This window comes from Xanthomonas sp. D-99 (genome assembly GCF_017746145.1).
Taxonomy (GTDB): domain Bacteria; phylum Pseudomonadota; class Gammaproteobacteria; order Xanthomonadales; family Xanthomonadaceae; genus Xanthomonas; species Xanthomonas cissicola.
Window position 1 is genome coordinate 1 of the sequence record NZ_JAGHWU010000050.1, and the last position, 18,156, is coordinate 18,156.

Sequence of the window (18,156 nt, forward strand, 5' to 3'; positions counted from 1 at the left end):
CGCTGCCGGTGTTCGGCCTTTCGCATCTGTTGGGCATCCAGCTGATGCCGCGCATCCGCAACTGGCGCGAATACAAGTTCTTCCGCCCCGATGAGGACATTCGTTACGAACACATCGATGCGCTGTTCCGGGACACTGTCGACTGGGATCTGATCGAGACCCACTGGAAGGACCTGATGCAGGTCGTGCTCTCGATCAAGACCGGCAAGATCGCGGCCTCGACGTTGATGCGCAAGCTGGGCAACTACAGCCGCAAGAACCGGCTGTACCAGGCCTTCAAGGCGCTCGGTTCCGCCGTGCGCACCTTGTTCCTGCTGCAGTACATCTCCAACCGCGAGTTGCGCGAGCAGATCACCGCCTCGACCAACAAGGTGGAGGCCTACAACGGCTTCGCAAAGTATTTCTTCTTCGGCGGGGAAGGAGTGATTGCCGACAATGACCCCGTTGAGCAGGAGAAGGCCGTCAAATACAACGACCTGGTCTCCAATGCCGTCATCTTCTACAACGTGGTCGAACAGACCCGAATCATGACGTCTCTGATGCGGCAGGGGTGGAAGATCACGCGGGAGGACGTGGCGTGCCTCAGCCCGTACGTGACCAGCCATGTGAAGCGCTTCGGGGATTACCTGATTGATGTGGAGGCGGTCCCGGAACCGTATGAGACTGAACTGGCATTGGTAGGGTAGTTTTGGTGCGCCAAAATATCCGCTAACTCACTGATGTAATGGATGAAATCCAATCTTGTGAGCTACTTTTACACGTATGTCGGCTGAACCCCGAAGCGGCCGCACGCGCGACCGAGCGGCGCCTGCCCAATGGCACCGTGGCGCGCAAGTTGCCGGCCACCCAGATGAGTTCGCTGACGGCAACCCGCCAGGCCGATGGACGCATCGTCATCGAACACAGCGCAGAGGCCGACACCGCCCAACCCACCCACGCCGAGCACGGAGCGCTGCCGCATGAATAAGCCCTTGTTGCTGTTGTCCCTGGCCGTGGCGGCCGCACTGGCACCGCTGCATGCCCGGGCAGCCAATGTCACGCTGATCAATGGCGATGCCGGCACCGTGGTCGGTCTGAACGACCCGACCGCTGCCGCACCGCTGGGTGGCAACCCGGGCCGCTCGATCGGCGAGCAACGCCGCATCGCATACCAGTACGCCATGGACCTGTGGGGCGCGGTGCTGCAGAGCAACGTCGAGATCAAGGTCTATGCCTCGTTCGCGCGGCTGACCTGTACCGCCACCGGCGGCACGCTGGGCCAGGCCGGCCCGAACTGGATCGTCAACAACTTCCCCGGTGCCAAGGCCAATACGCTGTACCCGTCCGCGCTGGGCGATGCGATCGCCGGGCAGGACCTGGTACCGGATCCGTCCGATCCGGCCGACGTGTTTTCGCAGTTCAACGGCGACCTGGGCAAGGACGATTGCCTGGCCGGTTCGGGTTGGTACCTGGGTCTGGACGGCAAGACGCCCGAAGGCCAGATCAACTTCCTCAACGTGGTGATGCACGAAATAGGCCACGGTCTGGGCGCGGCGGGCTTCCTCAACAAGACCACCGGCGTGCTGGGTTCGGGCAGCGGCCTGACCGACGTCTATACCTCGCAGGCCTACGACAACGTCCAGAACAAGCGCTTCGACGACCCGACCATGACCAACGCCCTGCGCGCCGAAGCGATGCGCACGCCCGGCCGTACGGTATGGGCCGGGACGCGCGTGAACCGCGAGGCGGCGTTGATCCTGGATCCGCGCACCCTGCTGCGCGTCACCGCGCCGGCCAGCGCCGCAGGTAAGTTCGAAGTGGGCTTTGCCAGCTTCGGTCCGCTGGCCACCGCCGCCAATTTCCCGGCGCGTTCGGTGGTGACGGTCAACGACGGCGTGGCAGCCGCATCGGCCAGCGACGGCTGCGAAACCCCGTTCGTCAATGCGGCCGATGTGGCCGGCAAGGTGGCGCTGATCGACCGCGGCACCTGCGCGTTCGCGATCAAGGTGAAGAATGCGCAGCTTAACGGCGCGGTGGGCGTCATCGTCGCCAACAACGCGGCCGGTGTGCAGACGATGGGCAACGCAGCACCGCCGATCACCGACATCACCATCCCCGCCATCATGGTCTCGCAGGCCGATGGCGCGCGTCTGAAGGGCAGTACTGCGGTGGTCGCGGCGCTGTACGAAGATCCGCAGCTGCTGCAGGGCACCGACAGCGCAGGCCGCACGCGGCTGTACTCGCCCAGCGTGGTGGCCGGCGGTTCGACGTTCTCGCACTTCGATACCGATCTGCAGCCCAATGCCTTGATGGAACCGTTCGACACGCCGGAAGTGCAGGCGCACGTCAACATCGACCTGACCCCGGCGCTGTTTGCCGACATCGGTTGGACCTTGAACACCGGGCCGGCCAAGTTGGGCACCTGCAACACCTCGGTCCCGACGGTGGAGACCGGCGGCCTGATTCCGGGCGCGAACGTGTCTGCCGAAAGCAGCCTGTGCAAGACGCAGAACGTCGGCAACCGCCTGGGTTACCTGACCTGCATGGACGAACATGCGCGCGAGCTGCAGAGCCAGGGCGTGATCAGCCGCGTGCAACAGGCAGCGGTCTTCGTCTGCGCCACCAAGGTGCGCCCGTAAGCGACGAACGGGTGATGTGATGCGATGCGAACGGCGCCGGAAGGCGCCGTTCGTTTGTCTGCTGCCGCGTTGTTGCGTGCGGCCACGCGGTCCATGCAGCGTGGCGACGATTCACACCACGGCGCAGGCGAGGATGCGAACCCCATGCACGCGCGGCATCACGCCGCCTGCGTGCATTCGCTGCAGACCCTGCTGCGCGCCTTCGGAGCGAGGCACCAGGTTTGCCGGCACATCAATGCTCCGCCGCATACGGGGAGGTCAGCACCTGCGGCGCACGCCCCAGCGCAGCGCCCAGGCGATCCATCACGAAACGCAGGTAGAGGTTGCTGCTGAACTGGTTGTAGTCGCGTGCATTGTTGAAGGTCAGCCGCCCGCCCAGAAACAGCTGCGGCGCCACCTGCCATTCGGCCGCGCCACTGAGATTGTAGGACACGCCGGTGCGGCTTTCGCCCGCATACACCGGGTCGGTGTAGCGATTGACCAGGCCGAGCAGCGCGGCCAGCGATGCGGCGTCGTAGGCCGCCTGTTGCAGGGTCGGGTCGGTGGGGAAATAGGGCGAGGCCTCGGTGCTGAAATGCTGCACACCGACGCTGGCGTCGACCTTCCAGTTCACCGCCTGCCCGGCCGTGCGCCCGCTCCAATGCACCGGGAACCCCAGGTCCACATAGTCCTGCGGGCTGAAGTAGCCACCGTGCCCGTAAGTGAAGCCGCTGAGATTCTTGTCGTACTGCATGGTGGTCAGATTGACGCCGGCGGTGAGCGATTGATGCTCGGTCTCCAAGGCATGCACGTAGAAGCCCAGGTCGACCTGGCGATGGTCGTTGTCGGCCACGTTGTTGCCCTGCAGGCGGTGCGCGGCAAGGCTGGCGTAGCCACCGAGCAGGCCGTTGTCGGCAGTGGCCGACAGCGACAGACCGGTGCTGGTGACACCGCCCCATTGGCGACCGCTGCGCGCATCCTGCGCACCGGCAAACGACAGCACGCTATCGGTCACCGCACGCCGCGAGGCCTCGGCCGACCAACTGACGGTGTCGCCGAGCTCGCCGCGATAGCCCACGCCACCGATGAGGTTCTGCTCCTGGAACCCGATCGGGGTGCTGCCCAGTTCGGCACTGAAACCGCCATTGCGATACCGCACGCCGACGCCCACGCCGGTGTCGTCCTGGCTGAGCCGGCGGCTGCCGTTGCCGCTGGCGGCCATGGCATCGAGCGTGTCGGCCAGGCCGGTCGGCGTCTGCTGCGCGGCGGCCGTGCTGCCGGCCAGCGCACGCAAAGCGGCCGCGTCGCCTGCACCCAGCTGTTCGCTGAGCGCGGCATTGCCCAGGATGTCGCGTGCCAGCTGCCCAATCGGCGTGTTGGAGGCGTTGATGCTGAGCAGGTAGGCCGGCAGCGGCTCGTTGGCCAACGCAGCCAGCGCAGCGGCAGTGCTGTTGTTGTTCTCCACCAGCAGTGCATTGAACAAGCCGGTGTTCAAGGTGTAGCGGCGCAGGCGTTCGCGCGTGGCGGCGGTATCGCCTTCGGTGGCGAGCAACTGATACACCGGCGAATCGACCAGGGTGTCGATCGGGCCACGGTTGGCGGCCAGCGCATCGCCGATGGCGCTCTGCGGGCCGGTGCCGAAGCGGCTGGCGGTGGCGTAGTCGGTGCCGAGCGTGCCGGCATCCACCACGGTCGGTGTCAGCGTGACCCCGAGCTTGCCCTCGCCGACTGCGAATTCGGCCTGCACCGGCATTTCGATGTCGTCCAGACGGCCCAGGCCGTCTTCGCCGTCGCGCGCGCGGTACAGCGCGCCGCCGGCAAGGCCGTCGCTGTTTTCCGCCTGCACGGCGCGCAATTCGTCGAGCACGCTATTGCCGCTGCTGCGCGCAGGCAGTGCTTGCGCGGCGATGCTGCGCGGCTGCAGATCGCTGCCCGACACAGGCGGCAGCGCGCCATGCGTGGAAGCGCGCACGCGGCTGCTGGGCGCAGGCAAGGTGGAAGGCACGGTGCTGGCGCGTACCGGTTGCGGCAACGCGTCGCTGCTGCTATCGGCGGCGGCATTGACGGGTGCGGCAGTTGCGACACGTGCGGCGCCGGGCTGCATGGCGAGCGGCGCGATGTAGGCGACAGGTGCGGTTGCGACGTCGTTGTAGGCGCTGCCGGCGTCCATGCGTTCGGACAGCACCGCCAGCGAACGCGGCATGGCGCCGGTCATGCCGGAGAATGGGTTGAGCGGGCGACCGGATGCGGCGGCGGCAGCCGGGCCACCTGCAGAAGCCAGGCCATTGTCGAGCTGCCCGGCCTGACGCTGCTGCGCCGCCAGCGCAGCACGGAAATACTGCTCGGCCTTGCGGTTCTTGCCGGCACTGCGATACACGCGGCCGGCGGCGGCGAGCACGTCCGGCGATTCCGGCGCCTGCGCCAGCGCGCGTTGCAGATAGCGCTCTGCATTGCGCAGATCCGATTGCGCGGCGGCGCTGTCGGCGGCGGCAGTGAGCGTGTCCAGATCGCTGGGCCGACGTTGCAGGATCTGCTGGTAGATCGCCAGCGCCTGGCGGTGCTCGCCGGCTGCCGCGTACAACCGCGCAAGCGCGGCCTGCGCATCGCGGTTGTCCGGCTGCTGTGCCAGCACCGGCGACAACGCGTCGTAGGCGCCTTCCAGATTGCCGAGCTCGCGCAATGCATCCACTTGCCGCAGCGTGTAGGCGCTGCGCAGGCCTTGGTAGCGGCGCAGCTGCTCCGGGGTCATGGTGGTGGCCTGAAGCTGTCGCAACACCGCCGACAGCTCGGCGTCCTGATGCGCGCGCAGCAGCACGCTGGCGTATTGCAGGCGGTCTTCGATGCGCGGGCTGGCGCCGGTGACCAGCCGCTGGGCCAGCACCAGCGCGCGCTGGGTGTTGCCGGCGTCGGCATGCGCGCCGGCCAGGGCGGCCAGCAGTTGCGGATCGTCGAGCTGATTGCCCAGCGCCGTTTCGTTACGCGCCAGCAACTGCTGCGCCTCGCCCACCCGACCCTGCGCGACCAGCTGCCGCGCCTGACGCGCCTGCAATTGGATCCAGGCGGTGGCGCGCAGCTGGGTCATCGCCGGCGTGCGTGCCGCGGCTGGAATGCGATCCAGACTGTCGTAGGCGCCCTGCCAGTCGCCGCCTTCCTGCGCCAGCAGCGCATTGGCGTGCAGCGCCTCGGCTTGGTCGCCATGCACGGCGAGCAGGCCGTCCATCACGCTGCGGGCCTGATCCGGGCGGCCAGCCTGCTGGTAAAGGCGCGCCAGATCAAGGCGGATCCAGGCATCGCCCGGACGCTCGACCATGGCCGCTTCCAGCTCGGTCTGCGCGCTGACCGCATCGCCGGCGTCCAGCAACTGACGCGCACGGGCGCGCTGCACATTGGAGCGCAGCAGGGCTTGGCCACCGGATTTGGCGCGCTCGGCCGCCGGCAGCCGGTCGAACAAGGCGCTGGCTTCCTGCAGGCGGCCCTGGCGGCTGTACAGCCCGACCAGGCCCTGCAATGCGCCGGCATTGTCGGCCTCGCGCGACAAGGCTTTGCGATAGCTGGCTTCGGCCGCGACCGGGTCGCCGGCGGCCTGCAGGTCACCCAGCGCCACGTGTCCGGCCGGCTCGTTGGGTAGCAGTTGCACCGCCTGCTCTATCAGCTGGCGCGCCTGCGCCAGATCGCCGCGCGCACGCGCGGCTTCGGCCTGCTGCAGCTGCTGCCAGTAGCGGGCGCTCTCCAGTGCGCTTTTCCATTTGCCGTTGCTGGCCGCGGCCGGTCGCAGCAGTTCCTGCGCCTCGGCAAAACGCTGCTGACGCAGACGTACCGAGCCCAGGCCGCCGAGCGCTTCGGGGTCGCGCGCACGTGCGCGCAAGACCTGGGTGAAGCGCTGTTCGGCTGCGCTCAGATTGTTGGCGCTCAGCGCGCGGAAGCCTTCGCCCAGCAGCACGCCGTTGGGATCGGCCGGCGTGGTGGCCACCGCGCGTTGCGCGCGCAGCTGGCCAAGTTTGGCGGTCACTTCGGCATCGTTCGGGGTACCGGCAAGAAATGCTTGGTACAGCGGCGCATCGGCCATGCCGGCGTTGAGCCACAGCAGCGCCTGGCGCCAGCTGCTGCGTGCCGGCCCACCCACGTCCGCGCGCTGGGCAAGCGTGCGCAATTGCGCGATGCCGTCGCGGCGGGTGGCTTCGCGGTAACTGAGCACCTGCGCCAGCGCCAGCTGCACGGACGGATTGCCCGGGTCGCTGGATTGCAGGCGTCGCAGGCCGTCGCGGGCGCGCTCCCAACCGGTGGGCGTGCCGGCCAGCGATTGGTAGTACTCCAGCGCCAGGTTCGGCGGCGGCGGCTTGCCGGCGAAGGCGGCTTCGTAACTGCGCGCCGCGTCCACATAGCGCCCGGCAGAGGCGGCACGACGTGCGTTGCGCAGATTGGAGTCTTCGCCCGCACCGCTGCCACCGCGCGCCCCCATCGCCACGCGCAGGCGCTGGGCCTGCGGCGATTGCGGATGCGCGCCTTCCAGTTGCTGCAGGCGCTTGCGCGCCTCGGACTGGCGCCCCTGCGCCAGATCGATCTGGGCCAGGCCGAGCAATGCGTCGGGTTGGTCCGGGTCGATGCCGAGCAGCTTCTTCCAGGTATCGGCGGCCAGATCGTCGCGACCCTGGTCGTGCCAGTAGTTGCCCTGCTCCACCAACTGCTGGGTGGCGCTGGTCTGCGCATGCGCTGCCGGTGCGGCGAGCAGGCACAGCTCCAGCATGCCGGCGAGGTAGAACGGCTTCAGGTCGTTGCGGCGCATGCAGGGGTTCTCCAGGCGGGCAACAGGCGCCCGTCTGCGGCAAAGCGGTAGCGGTTCTCAAGCCATCCCTGTCCGAACAGGGCCAGCGTGCGTTCGAAATACGGCAATGCAGCGGCGGCCGGTTGCGTGGCGGCGGGAACGCGCTGCGCCTGCGCCTTGAGCAGCGCTGGCTTGCCCAGCGCGCTCAGGTACGGCAACAACGCCGCAGAAAATCCCACCGGCAGCGCGCCGGTGCCCGCACCGCGCGCGGTGTCGATCTTTTCGGCCGGCGTCTGCTGCGCGGCGAGCAGGTCGGCCGGTCCGGACAGGTCCTTCAGCAATCGCGCGCGCAGCGGCTCGCCAGCGTCCAGCATGCCGGCCCACAGGTACACGCGGATGGCGTCGTAACTGCCCACATTGCCGCGCTTGGGATCGGCATTGAAGGTCTTGCCGTCCCACACCGTCCAATCCGGGGCAAACCCCACCGGCGCGCTGTCGCGCAGCACGCGCGCGCTGTTGGCGGCGATGGCCGCCCATGGGCCCTTGGGGTCGGCGTTGGCGCAGCGGCGCAGCACCTGGATGGGCAGATAGCTGGGATTGAGCGTCCAGCGCCCGTTGTCGACGAAGCCGGTGCGGCCCGGCAGCAGCATCGGGCCCAGCCCGGGCAGCGTGGCCGTTTCCTGCGCGCGGATCAGCTGCAGGATCTGCTGGCCGGCCTTGAGATAGCCCGGGCGGCTCCACAGCCGGCCGGCTTCCAGCAGCGCATAGGCAATCCACAACTCGCCATCGCTGGCGGTGTTGGCGTCCAGCACGCGCCAGGCGCCGCTGCCATCGCGGCCCCACAGCCATGCCGGCAGGTTGAGATCCGGGCGGCCGCCGCACAGGTTGTGGCGGGTCCAGCTCAGCACCTTGTCGAACAGCACCTGGTCGTTGTTGACCAGGGCGAAGAACAGCGCATACGACTGCCCTTCGGAGGTGGAGCGTTGATCCGGATTGAGAAAATCCACCACCCGCCCATCGGGCTGGATGTGCCTGTCGACGAAGGCGCTCCACAGCGGCCACGGCCCGCACTGGCTGGGCGCCGCCATCGCGGCTGCCGGCAGCAGCGCGGCCACGCCCGCCAATGCGCCTGCACGCAGCAGGCGACGGCGCGTCATGCCACCGTGCGTGCTCATGCGCCGCCACCGTCGTTGAGCCGCTCGGCGGTGTGCCTGCGCAGCAGCACGCGTGCGGCCAAGGCCAGCAACAGCGCCAGCAGCACCACGGTGAAGGCCAGCCACACCGGGTGGTGCGAGAAATACCAGCGCAGCCAAGTCGGCAGCGGCAGGTGCCCCACGTAATAGGTCTGGTTGCCGACCAGGCTGGTGACTTTGTTCTGCTGCAACACCACCACGCTGCCCTGGAAATCCTTGAGCAGGGTCGGGTCGAACCAGGCATCGAACAGGCGGCTCATGTTGGCCGGGTCTTCGGTCTGGAAGGCTACCACGCTGCGGCCGGATTTCAGCGGCGATTCGAAGCCCATCAACAGCACATCGTCCGGCTGCGGCTGCAGGGCGATCTCGGCGGTGGTGGGCAGGTCGGTGCGGCGCGCATCGAAGGATAAAAATCGCGGCAGTCGTTCGAACAGCCAGTCGGTCAGCGCAAAGCGGGGCGCCCGCCCGTCCTGGCCGATCGGCAGATGCGCGCGCCATTGCTTGAACAACGGTTGCGATTGGGCGCTACCGAGCAGCAACAGATCGCGGCCGGCATGCTGCTGCACTGCGCCGGCGCCAATGATCTGCGCATGCAGCGCCGGGTAACCGGTGGAAGCACCGAAATGCCCGAGCAGGGTCAGCACGTTGCTCAGGTCCTGATCGCCGGGATTGTCGGGCAGCACGATGGCGGATTCGGACAGGTCCGCCAGGCGCGTGAACGGGTAGCCGGCATTGGCGAACGCCGCCAGGTTCGGCATCGCCATGTAGTGGTGGAAGCCGCTCAGGTCGATGGTGGAATCGGCATCGATGGCGCCGGACACATCCGGGAAGGTGTTCTTGCACGCTTCGCCTTGCGGGCGATCGAAGAAGAAATGGAAGCGCAGCTGGCTGTTGGCCGAAAACGCGCCCACCGGCAGTGTCAGGTCCTGATGCACCGGCATGCTGCCGCGCGTCCCCAGGCTGTTCCACCAGCGCATCGGCGTGGATTCGGCGAACGGGCGACCGGTCAGCGGCAGCGTGGTCACGAACGATTCGTTGATGCTGACATTGAGCGCGGATTTGTTGTCCTGCTCCGGCAGCGTGTAGCGGTAGTTCAACGCCACCGGAATGCCATCGCGCTCCCACACGAACAGGTCCGGCGGCAGTTGCAGGCCTACCCGGATCAGGTCGGGGTGATAGCCGGTGACGTTGAGCTGGCTGGGCTGGGTGACCAGATCGCCGAAGCGTACCGGACGCTCGCTCGACACCCAGTTGGGTGCGTCGTAGGGCCGCCGCGGCGCAGGCGCGCTGATTTCGCCGATGCGGGCCACCGCACCGGTCAACGGTGCGTGCAGGGCCAGCGCGGTGGCGGCACGCTGCAGGTCTTCGCTGTTGCGGCCAAGCACCAGCAGCAGCTTGCCGTTGCGATCGTTGGGGTTGGCCAGCACCGCCACGGTGGGGCCGCGGATGTCGGCCACGCCGCTGTGGGCGGTCGCAAATTGCGCTGGCAAGGTGCTGGGCGTCTCGAAGACGACCGCGTTCCCGGACGCCGGCAAGGCCTCGGTGGATGCCGGGAACACCGCGCCCCGGTAGCCGGCCAGGCTACCGAACCACGAGGCCACCGTACCGGCCGCCTGCAACGTGGCGGTGTCCGGGCGCTGCGGGAAATAGAACGGCAATTCCAGCCGGCGCGTGTCGCGCACATCGAAGAACGGCACCGGCAGCAACGCCAGGTTGTTGGTCAAGGCCAGCGGCGTGGTGGTCAGCGACAGGCTGGTGGCCGCATCCACATTCGCCCACAGACTGCTGTGGTCGGGGTCTTCGCAATCGCGCGTGTAGTGGCCGATCAACTGCAGATCGAGTTGGTTGTAATCGGCGACCAGGCGCGGGTCGATCGGCAGATCAGCCGAGAGCAACTTGCCGGCGTTGGCCTTGTCGGTGGGCAGCGTGGCCACGGTGACGCCGTTGATGGTGACCTTGAGGTGCGACAGGTCGGGCAACAGCGAGGGCGAGTAGCTGTATTTGAGAGTCAACGTGGCCGCGGTGACGATCTCGTCGCTGCGCACGCTGAAGGGCACGCCGGCGCTGCCCTGCACCCCGCGCAAGGTGATTTCGTAGTCGATGCCCAGTTCGCGCAGCGTTGCCGCACGCGTGCTGCCTCCTGGCAAAGGCGCCGCTGCGAAGGCGACGGGCACCTGCGATGGCGTGGCTGCCTGCATCTGGCTGCCTGCATCTGGCTGCCTGCCTGTGCAGATGGCATTGCAGGCATGGGCGGTTGCGCCTGCGCCAGGCCTGCCAGCAAGGTCAACGCACAGCTCAACACAGCCGGGAACATCCGCATCAGCTGCGTCCTGGTAAAGCAAAAAGAAACGCCACGCATCACACTTACGACTCCAGATCCACCGCGCGCCTCGGGCGAAAGCCCTGCCGCGCGCTGTCCACGATATGCCCGCCCAGTCGCCCGAATCCGCGTGCACTGGCTTCCAACACCTGTCCCATCGAGCGCCAGAACGCATCGCGGTCGTGCTGGCCCCACTGCGACAGCCAGATGTCGGCGCGCGCGAAGGTCGACGCCACCAGCCAGCGCTCCTGTTCCATCGACATCTGCGTGAACTGGATGCTGACCTGTCCATCGCGATCCTGGCGCACCACCGCCGGCAAGGTCTGCTCCACGCCGCGATGGCTCAGGCCGATCTGCACCGGCAAACCCGGCTCGATCGGCTGCGGCTGCGCGAGCATGATCGCCATGCCGCCCGTGGAAAAATTCACCGAGCGACTCGGCAGCACACCGCCATCGGGCAGATACAGGGTGACCGGCACATCCAGCGGCACACGGTGGGCGCTGCGCACCTGGCGCGTTTCGCTGGCGGTGGCAATCGTGGCGCCCAGCAGCACCATGTTGTAGAGCGTCCAGGCCAGGTTGAACCAGATGGTCTGCTGCTCGCCGCTGCCACCCACATAGATCAGCCGCAGCACACCGGCCACGACGCCCACCACGTTGAGCAACAACAGGAACAGATAGGGTTTGGCGATCTGCGCATCGAAATAGCTGCGCGCCACCAGCCCACCCTTGGGTGTGACGTTGAACTTGCCGAGTTTGGGATTGAGCAAGGCCACCAGGGTGGGACGGAAGATGTACCAGGCCAGCGTGGTTTCGTAGACCTCGTTCCACAGCAGATGGCGGAAGCGGCTCTGCACGCGCAGATTGGTCAGGTTGGCCTGCAAAATATGCGGCAGGGCGTAGGCCAGGATCATCAACGCCGAGGCCTGGATCACGTGCGCGCCAAAGAACAGATAGGCCAGCGGCGCAGTGAGATAGATGATGCGCGGCACGCCGTAGAAGAAGTGCAGCATCGCGTTGAGGTAGCACAGCCGCTGCGACAGTTTGAGCCCGCGACCCAGCAAGGGGTTGTCGATGCGTGCGATCTGCGCCATTCCGCGCGCCCAGCGGATGCGCTGCGCCACGTGGCCGGACAGGCTTTCGGTGGCCAGGCCCGCAGCCTGCGGCACGGCCAGGTAGGCGGTGCGGTAACCGCGGCGCTGCAGCTTGAGCGCGGTGTGCGCATCTTCGGTGACCGTTTCCACCGCCACGCCGCCCACTTCTTCCAGCGCGGTGCGCTTGATCACCGCACACGAACCACAGAAGAACGTGGCATTCCACTGGTCGTTGCCATCCTGCAGCAGGCCGTAGAACAACTCGCCTTCGTTGGGCACCTTGCCATGCGTGTCCAGGTTGCGTTCGAACGGGTCCGGCGAAAAGAAATAGTGCGGCATCTGCACCAGTGCCAGCCTGGTGTCGTGCAGAAACCAGCCCATCGCCACCTGCAGAAAACTGCGGGTGGGAATGTGGTCGCAATCGAAGATGGCCACATAATCGCCGCTGCACTTCTTCAACGCGGCATTGATGTTGCCGGCCTTGGCATGCGCGTTATTGGTGCGGGTGACGTAGTTGATGCCGACCTCGGCGCAGAACGCGCGAAACTCGTCGCGACGGCCGTCGTCCAGCAAATGGATGGTGATCTTGCCGGCCGGCCAATCGATCACACTGGCCGCCAGCACGGTGGTGCGCACCACCGACAGCGGCTCGTTGTAGGTCGGGATGAACACGTCCACGCTGGGCCACAGGCGCTGGTCGGCCGGGAGCGGCACCGGCTTGCGGTTGAGCGGCCACAGCACCTGGAAATAGCCCAGCACCAGGATCACGAAGGCATACAGCTCGGCGCCAAGCAGGCCCAGGCCGAGGATGAAATCCACCGCGCTGCCCACGCCCATGGTCTGGGTCATGCGCCACCAGATGTAACGGCACGACACCGCCAGCGACATCCCCATCATCATCAGGATGACCACCCGCCCGCCGCGGTTGCGCACCGCCAACGCCACCGCGAACAACACGCCGGAAAACACCAGCTGCTGCGTCACATCCATCGGCACGGCCACCACGAACACCAGCAGCAACGCACCCAGCAACCACAGCGCCCAGGTCGCCAGCGTGGGCAGCGGTGATGCGGAACGGCGGCTGGCAGCGGTCATCAATCGTCCTTCAGGCATGGCGGCGTGCGGCACAACAAGCCGCAAGCGCATGGCGCCTGCGGCGGGGAACAACGGGCAACAGGTCAACGCGAACGCAGGCGCTTGAGCGGGCTTTGCGCGCAGCTGCGCGCATCGGCCTGCAACAGGCGCTGGAACAAGCGCTCCAATGGCGTCTGCGCAGGCCGATCGGCCGGCTGCACGCCGCGCGGCGCCGGTTCGTCGAACTGACGCAACCTGCGCAGCGGGGCGAGCGCATCCGGCACCTGATCTGCTGCCGTCACGACGGGTTGCAAGGAACGCTCTGGCAGCGGGACGGTGGCCGGCATGCCCACGCCCGGCGTCGGCGCTGCAACCCCCACCGGCGGCTGCACGGCATCGGGCGCAATAGTGATCGGTTCGACCGCTGCCGGCGCATGGGCCTGCGTCAGGCCAGAGGTGCGCGGCGACAGCTGGGTGTAGGCGAAATCGTGGTACCCCTGGCTCGCCGGCGTTCCCAGACGCGCGAACAGGCCCGACACATCGTCATGTTGGATTGCGTCCTTGCCCTTCTTCGCTGTCATCACACTCTCCTTGCCCGATCAGACATGCTCATGCCGTGCGCGCCAACACCAGGCGGCGCAGATCAACGGTGTCGCTCGGCACGCTCTGCACCGCCAGGCCTGCCAGCATCCCCAATTGCTGAAACCACCCCTCATACACCCCCTGCAAGAACCCATCGCTCCACGCGGCGCCATTCAGCGCGACGCTCAACGGCGCCCCTGCGTGCCGGATCTGCACATGGTCGGTGTACTCCTCCAACGCGCACTGGCCCCAATCGCAGCAGTCCCACACCGCATTGGCCGCGTGCTGCGCGTCATCCAGCGTGGCGCAGGGCGCCAGCCGCTGTTCGCGTGCGAAGCGGCGGCCGATCCGCGCCATCAACAGGGCCAGATCGTCCTCGGACAACTCGGCGCCGAACTCCTCGGCCATCGCGCGCACAAACCCCAGCCATTGCCGGGAGCAACTGCGCGTGCGGTATAGCGGCAGCGGGTCGAGTGCGCTCATTCAACAGACTTCGCAAGGAAAGGGGCCGTCACATGCGACGCATGCACCCGATGTGATGCACGTGTGATGATGTTAACGGCCGACACCCCGGAATTGAGAGCTACGTCTCACTTTTTCCGGCATTCCCCGACAGCGTGTAGGGAATTTACTTAGCGGGTGGTCACCCTGCCAGTCACTCTTCTGCAGTGTTGCCCCGATCGATCATGTCTCTGCCATCGGCGGCAACCCGAACACGTCGCGCAGATAGCGCAGATACCCGATGTCCTCGCACATGCTCTTGCCGGGCGAGTCGCTGAGCTTGGCCACCGGCTGGCCATTGCAGCGGACCATCTTGATCACGATCTGCAGCGGCATCGGTCCCAGATCGTTGGTGAGGCTGGTGCCCACCCCGAAGGCCAGCCGGCAGCGCGTGTGGAAGTGCTGGTACAGCCGCATCACCTTGTCGATATTGAGCCCGTCGCTGAATACCAGCACCTTGGTCCGGGGATCGACGCGGTGCGCTTCCAGATGCGCGATGACGCGCTCGCCCCATTCGAACGGGTCGCCCGAATCGTGGCGCATGCCATCGAACAACTTGCAGAAATACAGATCGAAATCGCGCAGGAACGCATCCAGCCCGACCACGTCCGACAACGCGATACCCAGATCGCCACGGTATTCGCGCGCCCACGATTCCAGCGCCGCCACCTGTGAATCGCGCAGCCGCGGACCCAACGCCTGGAACGCCTGCAGATACTCGTGCGCCATGGTTCCCAGCGGGGTCAGCCCGTACTGCTTCGCGAAGTACACGTTGCTGGTGCCGACGAACTGCTCGCCCAGGCCATCGCGCAGCAGCGGCAGCAACTCGCCATGCCATTGCCGCGAATAGCGCCGCCGGGTGCCGTAATCGGCGATCTTGCAGCCGGCCGGCATGCTGCGCAGGCTGGCTACCTTCTCGCGCAGGCGGCTGCGGCCTTCTTCGAAATCCGGCTCGGAGGTATTGCGGAACCAGACCTCGTTGATGATCGCCAGCAGCGGCACCTCGAACAGGATGGTGTGCAGCCACGGCCCGCGGATGGTCAGCTCGATCTCGCCCGGATGGGTGGCCGATGCGGTCAGGCTCAGATACTTGCGATCCAGATGGAACAGCGCCAGGAAGTCGGCGAAGTCCGGCTTGATGAAGCGCAGGCTGCGCAGGTAATCCACTTCGTCCTCGCGCAGCCGCAACCGGCACAGCGCATCGATCTCGCGCGAGATCTCATCGATGAACTGCGCCAGGTCCACGCCGGGAGTGCGGCATTTGAAGCGGTAATCCACCTGCGCTGCCGGGTGCTGGTGCAGCACCGCCTGCATCATGGTGAATTTGTACAGATCGGTGTCGAGCAACGAATGGATGATCATGCCGCCGGATTATGCCCTTAGCGGCGATGGCGGGGCGTGCACTGCGCACGCCTCGCGTGACGACGCTCCGCACCTGTGTCGTCAGGCACGGACCGGCGATTGCCAAGTTGGGCCAGCGAGTTTCAACCAGTCCTGCGCAGCGCAGTTGCTGGGGAAAGGCAGAAGGCATGCAAAGTGACGCCAGCACGTGCAGCCGCGCCCGCCTGAGGCGCAGCACAGGTGCATACCATGCCTGTGCAGCCACGATTTAGCGCGACTGACCACCAAAGCGAGCCCGCATCACGTGGCGTGGCCGGCGCCTGAAGCCCAGGCACGCGAGCGGTATCCGGCGATCCGGTCACCGACCGCGCACCGCCTTGCGGCACGCGCAGCCGTTTGGTGAGCCGCCCTCAGCGCGCCAGCACCTGCTGCGCCGGCTTGCCCTGTACGGTGAAGTCGCTGTCGCCCGGGCCGCCGGCCTTGGGGTCGGTATACCAGCACCACAGCGCGATGCCTTCCACGCCATGCGCCTGCAGCACCTTGCGCCACTGCTGCAACACCTGCAGCTGCAAGCGCGTATCGACGGCGGCCGTGCGCTGCTCGGGGCTTTCCCACGGCGCTGCCAGACTACCGCGCGCCGAACGCAATCCCAGCTCGGCCACCCACACCGGCTTGCCCACGCGCTGACCCAACTGCTGCAGGCGTTGCGCCGCAGCGGTCATTTCAGCGCTGCGTGCATCGGCAGCTTCGGACAGGCGCGGATACAGGCTGGTGCCCACCGCATCGAACAACGACCAGTAACGGAAGCTCTCGGCATGCTCCATGCCGTCGGCCACATACAGCAATTTTCCGTGATAGACCTTGCGCACCGCCGCGACCAACGCCGGCCATTGCGGCGCATCCTGCAACTTGCGCAACTCGGTGCCGAGCACCAGCGCTTCGGCGTGTTCGTCCTGGGCCAACCTGGCCAACGGCAGCAACGCATTCTGGTAGGCCGCAAACCAGGCTGCCGGGTCGGTGGGTGCGGCATCGCCGGCCCAGTGCCCCGGAATCCAGACATGCACCTTGAGCGTCGGCTGCAAGCCAGCCTGCAGGCTTTGCCGCAACGCAGCGCGCATGGCGTCGACACTGCTGTCGCTGCCCAGCACCGGGTCGTTGGACTGCGGGCCGGCCTGCCACACGAACGCCACCAGCAACGCCTTGCTTGCACCTGTCTTGGCCAATGCGTCCAACGACTGCGCTGCAGCCTGGCTTTCCCACGGGGCGTTGGCGGAGACCTTGACGTTGGCGCCCATCCAGGTCGGCGCGGCCGCATTGCAGCCGTTTGCCAGCACACACACGCCGATCAACGTTGCGACGCTTAGAACGCGCTTGAACATGCAGCAGACACCTCGGCATTCGGCGGCGCCGCGTGCCGGGAGCACGCCGTCGCACGCAACGATGCATTGTTCTTGTCCTGCGGCGCCACCGTGGCCGCCGACGGGTTGGCCGGCACGGCAGTGTGGTCAGTTGCCGTTGCAGCCAGGGCCACCGCAGCGCTCTCGGCCATCGCCGACTGCCCTACATCAACATCCTGCGTAGTGGGGGCGTCCGATGCACGCAGCGGCAACGATACCGGCGCGGTCATGACAACGGCCTCGCCCTGCATCAAGGCCTGTTCGTCGGGCGCTGCGGCATGCATCCATCTGCCCCAACCCTGCGGTTGTGCCCAGATCGCACCAAACAGGCCCAGCACCAGCAATCCGGCCGCCTGGCCGCGTTGGTCGGCGTGCAGCGCACGCAGCAACAGCGCCGCCGGCACCCACAACAGCAGCAGGGTATCGAAGCCAGCCCAGCCGAACGCGAACGACAGCGCGGCCGCGCAGATCACGGTGCCGGTACTGGCCACCACGCCGCGCGCCAACGCACCGCTGCGCGCACGCGCCACCAGCGCAAGCACCGGGAAGCACACCACGGCCGCCACACCCCAGCGGACCGCCGGCAACCAGCCGTCGGCATGGCCGGCCAATGGCAACGGCAACGGGTGCGACGCCTGTGCGACGCTGGACAGCGTCGGCCACGGCGCATTGAACACGACCAGATTGACGTAGGCCCACATGCCGACCAGGAACGCGAACGGCAGATAGCACACCAGGTAGAACGAGCCCGGTGCCTTGCGCAGCATCTGCGGCGGCATGACCAGCAGCAGCCACGGCGCGACCATTGTCGACAGCGCCAGCGTCTGCAGATCCAGGCACAGCAAGATGCACAACCAACCGGCGATGCGCAGATAGGTGAAGGCTTCCACCGGCGCCTGCAAGCGGCGCAAGGTGCGGCACAAACCGTAGAAGGCCAGCAACCCCACCGCCTGACTGCCGCCGGCAGCGATCGGCAGCAGGAACAGCGGGTTGCAGCCCACCAGCAGCGTCAGAGCGCTGGCCCAGCCGCGCCCGAACACGCCAGCCAGATCGCGCCACAGCAGCGACAGGAACAGCGCGTTCGCAGCCACCGCAACGCATGGCCAGACCTGGAACGGCAGATTCCAGCGATGCAGGGTGAGATCGACCGCCCACGCCAACAACCCGGTCGCCGGCACGCCGATGTCCGGCACAAGCGCGGGCACCGTGGCCACCGACTGCACCAGCAACGGCTGGCTCAGCAGCGACAGCGCCACCACGGCGATGAGGAACGCCGGCAGCCCGCTCTCGCGACG

The 18,156-nt window shown here is 67.1% G+C and carries 10 protein-coding genes and 2 pseudogenes; 3 read left to right on the top strand and 9 right to left on the bottom strand.

The window, feature by feature from the left end; all coding sequences use genetic code 11:
- The 3 genes and pseudogenes from J7360_RS16270 to J7360_RS16280 all read left to right on the top strand — a co-directional run.
- Positions 1 to 686: Tn3 family transposase (locus J7360_RS16270; RefSeq protein ID WP_209034257.1), on the top strand; the 686-nt coding region annotated here is incomplete at its 5' end.
- Between the two features lie 92 nt (positions 687 to 778).
- Positions 779 to 967 (top strand): annotated as a pseudogene (locus J7360_RS16275) (hypothetical protein); the annotation flags it as partial.
- Positions 960 to 2,618 carry a PA domain-containing protein gene (locus J7360_RS16280; protein ID WP_007963667.1) on the top strand — a complete coding sequence of 553 codons (1,659 nt, stop codon included), beginning with the start codon at positions 960 to 962 and terminating at the stop codon, positions 2,616 to 2,618. The pseudogene J7360_RS16275 and the gene J7360_RS16280, both read left to right, overlap by 8 nt.
- Positions 2,619 to 2,850: 232 nt before the next feature.
- On the opposite strand, the gene J7360_RS16285 is transcribed toward J7360_RS16280, so the two are convergent.
- The 9 genes and pseudogenes from J7360_RS16285 to J7360_RS16325 form a co-directional block, all read right to left on the bottom strand.
- Positions 2,851 to 7,380, bottom strand: a complete 4,530-nt coding sequence (locus J7360_RS16285) for a cellulose biosynthesis protein BcsC (RefSeq protein ID WP_209034259.1) — start codon at positions 7,378 to 7,380, stop codon at positions 2,851 to 2,853.
- On the bottom strand, positions 7,362 to 8,534 hold the full coding sequence (bcsZ, locus tag J7360_RS16290) for a cellulose synthase complex periplasmic endoglucanase BcsZ (RefSeq protein WP_057663796.1): 1,173 nt from the start codon (positions 8,532 to 8,534) through the stop codon (positions 7,362 to 7,364). Before bcsZ ends, J7360_RS16285 begins: the two co-directional genes overlap by 19 nt.
- A pseudogene (gene bcsB / locus J7360_RS16295) lies at positions 8,531 to 10,872 on the bottom strand (cellulose biosynthesis cyclic di-GMP-binding regulatory protein BcsB). Before bcsB ends, bcsZ begins: the two are co-directional and overlap by 4 nt.
- A gap of 44 nt (positions 10,873 to 10,916) precedes the next feature.
- On the bottom strand, positions 10,917 to 13,061 hold the full coding sequence (gene bcsA, locus J7360_RS16300) for a UDP-forming cellulose synthase catalytic subunit (RefSeq protein WP_089095989.1): 2,145 nt from the start codon (positions 13,059 to 13,061) through the stop codon (positions 10,917 to 10,919).
- A gap of 83 nt (positions 13,062 to 13,144) precedes the next feature.
- Entirely contained in the window at positions 13,145 to 13,621 is a 477-nt protein-coding gene (locus J7360_RS16305) for a hypothetical protein (RefSeq protein WP_209034261.1), read from the bottom strand.
- Positions 13,622 to 13,649: 28 nt separating this feature from the next.
- Positions 13,650 to 14,105, bottom strand: a complete 456-nt coding sequence (locus tag J7360_RS16310) for a hypothetical protein (protein WP_022559937.1) — start codon at positions 14,103 to 14,105, stop codon at positions 13,650 to 13,652.
- 201 nt (positions 14,106 to 14,306) lie between these two features.
- The gene (pncB, locus tag J7360_RS16315) at positions 14,307 to 15,485 is read right to left on the bottom strand and encodes a nicotinate phosphoribosyltransferase (RefSeq protein ID WP_078586233.1); all 1,179 of its coding nucleotides are present in this window, start codon (positions 15,483 to 15,485) and stop codon (positions 14,307 to 14,309) included.
- Positions 15,486 to 15,874: 389 nt separating this feature from the next.
- Positions 15,875 to 16,843, bottom strand: coding sequence for a hypothetical protein (locus J7360_RS16320; RefSeq protein WP_039732032.1), 969 nt, complete (start codon positions 16,841 to 16,843; stop codon positions 15,875 to 15,877).
- Complete coding sequence (locus J7360_RS16325) at positions 16,825 to 18,120, bottom strand: hypothetical protein (RefSeq protein ID WP_172955929.1); 1,296 nt, start codon at positions 18,118 to 18,120, stop codon at positions 16,825 to 16,827. Before J7360_RS16325 ends, J7360_RS16320 begins: the two co-directional genes overlap by 19 nt.
- Positions 18,121 to 18,156 lie beyond the last annotated feature (36 nt).

Coding starts and splice junctions, on each gene's coding strand:
- J7360_RS16320 (WP_039732032.1), bottom strand. CDS start 16,843: ATGTTCAAGCGCGTTCTAAGCGTCGCAACGTTGATCGGCGTGTGTGTG.
- J7360_RS16280 (WP_007963667.1), top strand. CDS start 960: ATGAATAAGCCCTTGTTGCTGTTGTCCCTGGCCGTGGCGGCCGCACTG.
- bcsZ (WP_057663796.1), bottom strand. CDS start 8,534: ATGAGCACGCACGGTGGCATGACGCGCCGTCGCCTGCTGCGTGCAGGC.
- bcsA (WP_089095989.1), bottom strand. CDS start 13,061: ATGACCGCTGCCAGCCGCCGTTCCGCATCACCGCTGCCCACGCTGGCG.
- J7360_RS16305 (WP_209034261.1), bottom strand. CDS start 13,621: ATGACAGCGAAGAAGGGCAAGGACGCAATCCAACATGACGATGTGTCG.
- J7360_RS16285 (WP_209034259.1), bottom strand. CDS start 7,380: ATGCGCCGCAACGACCTGAAGCCGTTCTACCTCGCCGGCATGCTGGAG.
- J7360_RS16310 (WP_022559937.1), bottom strand. CDS start 14,105: ATGAGCGCACTCGACCCGCTGCCGCTATACCGCACGCGCAGTTGCTCC.
- pncB (WP_078586233.1), bottom strand. CDS start 15,485: ATGATCATCCATTCGTTGCTCGACACCGATCTGTACAAATTCACCATG.